2 protein-coding genes are annotated in these 2137 nt (G+C 34.0%); both read right to left on the reverse strand.

Features of this window, described 5'->3' with window-relative positions; genetic code table 11:
• Positions 1–655: 655 nt before the first annotated feature.
• Positions 656–1510, reverse strand: a complete 855-nt coding sequence (locus tag PVV69_RS09685; RefSeq protein WP_273757333.1) for a hypothetical protein — start codon at positions 1508–1510, stop codon at positions 656–658.
• A gap of 89 nt (positions 1511–1599) precedes the next feature.
• On the reverse strand, positions 1600–2137 hold a 538-nt coding region (locus PVV69_RS09690), incomplete at its 5' end, for a hypothetical protein (protein WP_273757334.1).

Genomic DNA, 2137 nt, shown 5'->3' on the forward strand with positions numbered 1-2137 from the left:
CAAATGTCCATTAAATTCTTGATATTCAATCGCTTGCCTTTGCACATCTTGCTGCGCTCTAATATACGCATCCTGCTCTTGAAGCTTTTTCCCCAAACATCACATTATCATAAAAAACACAATAAAGTCAATATGTTGAGTGCAATTATTTTATATGAATCCACTTAAGAATCCACACTTTTATGCATGATTCATTTGACCATTTTTTATAAAAGATTGCCATGTATGAATAGACCATAAAAAGCAAATCATGATGTAAATATTATAACGCATGTGTGTATTCAAATGAAATGAAAAGCAGCTATCATTCATAATAGTTCATAAATTTTATGATACGTTTTTATCATTCACAAATCGCATTGTTTTAAAATTTAGTCGTTTGAAATGATCGATAACATATGTTTAAAGATCACAGCTTGTTTTAACGATTGGATTGTTAATCGCATAAAAAGAAACAAATTAACGTTCGCCAAAATTGACGAGCGTAAAATCTAAAGATGTTATAGTAACATTAGATTGTTCTATAAGAGGGTAATTTTTAAGATAACAATAAAATTTTAAAACAGCATTAAAGTATATAATTACGAGTTTTTATTATAATGTGAAAAAGCTTGTCATTTATCCACTATCTCGTGTTTTCTAGATGATTTATAGTTTAATTGTTAGGTTTTCGGATATCACAATCTAACTTACCTAAAATTGCAGTCCCGTTATAAACTTTAGCATTGCCAAAAACTTCAGCGTTTTTATAAATGAAAGAATAGCCATAAACTTCGGCATAGCCGTAAACTTTAGCATTGCCATAGACTTTGGATTTTTCATAGATTTTGGCATTGTCATAGACTTTGGCATTACCAAAAACTTCTGCGCTTTTATAAATTTTAGCATTGTCATAGATTTCAGCATCGTCATAAATTTTAGCATTGTCATAGACTTTGGCATTGCCATAAATCTTTGCATAGCCATAAACTTCGGTAATTTCGTGAATATAGGCTCTAAAAGCACCGATTTTCCCATAAACTTCCGAAAATTCATAGACTTTAGCATTGCCATAAATTCTAGCATCGTCATAAATTTTAGCATTGTCACAGATTTTAGCATTCTCATAAACGCAGGCTTTGCCGTAAACTTTAGCATTGCCATAAATTCTAGCATTGCCATAAATTCTAGCATCGTCATAGATTTCAGCATCGTCATAAATTCTAGCATTGTCATAGATTTCAGCATCGTCATAAATTTTAGCATTGTCATAGACTTTGGCATTGCCATAGACACAAGCGCCAGAATATACCCAACAGTCGCCGTAATGGGATAAATTTTTTCCTTTTTCTATAAAACCACCTAAATCACCTGCTTTAACATCACCAAAATCCTTAACAGCTTTAATACGATAAACCGCGTGTGTTCCAATTGATCTTATATCATCTGTAAATTTATATTTTTTTTCTACGCTTGTGAACCAAAACATAAGAGAAAAGCCTCCTGAAAGAAGATATTTTGTTTCCCCCATATTGGATTTTTCTAATCTGATTCTAATCTATTTTTAATAGTTATAATCAGAAACAAGATATTTTTTTAAGCCCCCCCCCACACCGTTCTTTATTCTGTTTCATCAACAATCTTGACAAGGTTATCGCTTTCATAAACCTCATAATTTATAGGAACTTTCCTTACTTTGCTTCTCTTGGTTAATTTCGCATTGCCATAAGCGCGACCCCAGACCTTCGTATAGAATAAAACCTTGGCATTGCCAAAAACAGAGCCATAAATTTCAGCACAACCGCCCACCAAAGCACCGCCATAGACCTTGCCATAAATTTGGGCACGACCATTAATAAAGGCATAATTATAAACCTCAGCATAGCTATGAATATGAGCCGAGCCAGCAACAATGGCACGACCATAGACCCTTGCATAACCAAAAACCGTAGCATCATAAGAAACATGCGCATAATCATAAACATGAGCATCAGCAAAAACGCGGGCGCCCCCACTCACATGGGCATACCCATAAACATTGCCATAAACATGAGCATTGCCATAGACACAAGCATGGTCATAAACTTTTGCATATTGAGAGATGAAAGCCTTGCCATAGATTTCACAATTCCCATAGACTTGACCACAGATTTGAGAA

It is taken from the genome of Bartonella sp. MM73XJBT (assembly GCF_028618465.1).
Classification (GTDB): domain Bacteria; phylum Pseudomonadota; class Alphaproteobacteria; order Rhizobiales; family Rhizobiaceae; genus Bartonella.